Origin of the sequence: Vibrio sp. 10N.222.46.A1 (assembly GCF_041473595.1) — a bacterium.
GTDB lineage: Bacteria > Pseudomonadota > Gammaproteobacteria > Enterobacterales > Vibrionaceae > Vibrio > Vibrio tasmaniensis_A.
Map to the genome: position 1 here is coordinate 1 of NZ_JBFRSN010001545.1, position 239 is coordinate 239.

The following is a 239-nucleotide window of genomic DNA, read 5'->3' on the forward strand; positions in this document are numbered from 1 at the left end:
ATAACTGTTGAGATAGTTTCTTATCTATCTCAGAGATTGCATTCTCAATCGTCTTAGTAACGTTTTTATCCCACGTTACTGTTCCAGAAAGTGCTTGCTCTGTAAGTACAGAAAACAGTTCTTTCGTTGTATCTGCCGGAGTTTGAGTGGTTGCTTCAATCGCTCGGTCTAGAAAGCTGAGTGAGCCTTCTGTCGCTTCTGCTTGCGCTTGATTCTCTGTTTCAGTACTCATTACTCCT

Annotated in this window: 1 pseudogene; it reads right to left on the reverse strand. The window is 41.8% G+C overall.

Features of this window, described 5'->3' with window-relative positions:
* Window positions 1-232: pseudogene (locus tag AB4496_RS27970) on the reverse strand (type VI secretion system contractile sheath large subunit); the annotation flags it as partial.
* Between the last annotated feature and the right edge of the window lie 7 nt (window positions 233-239).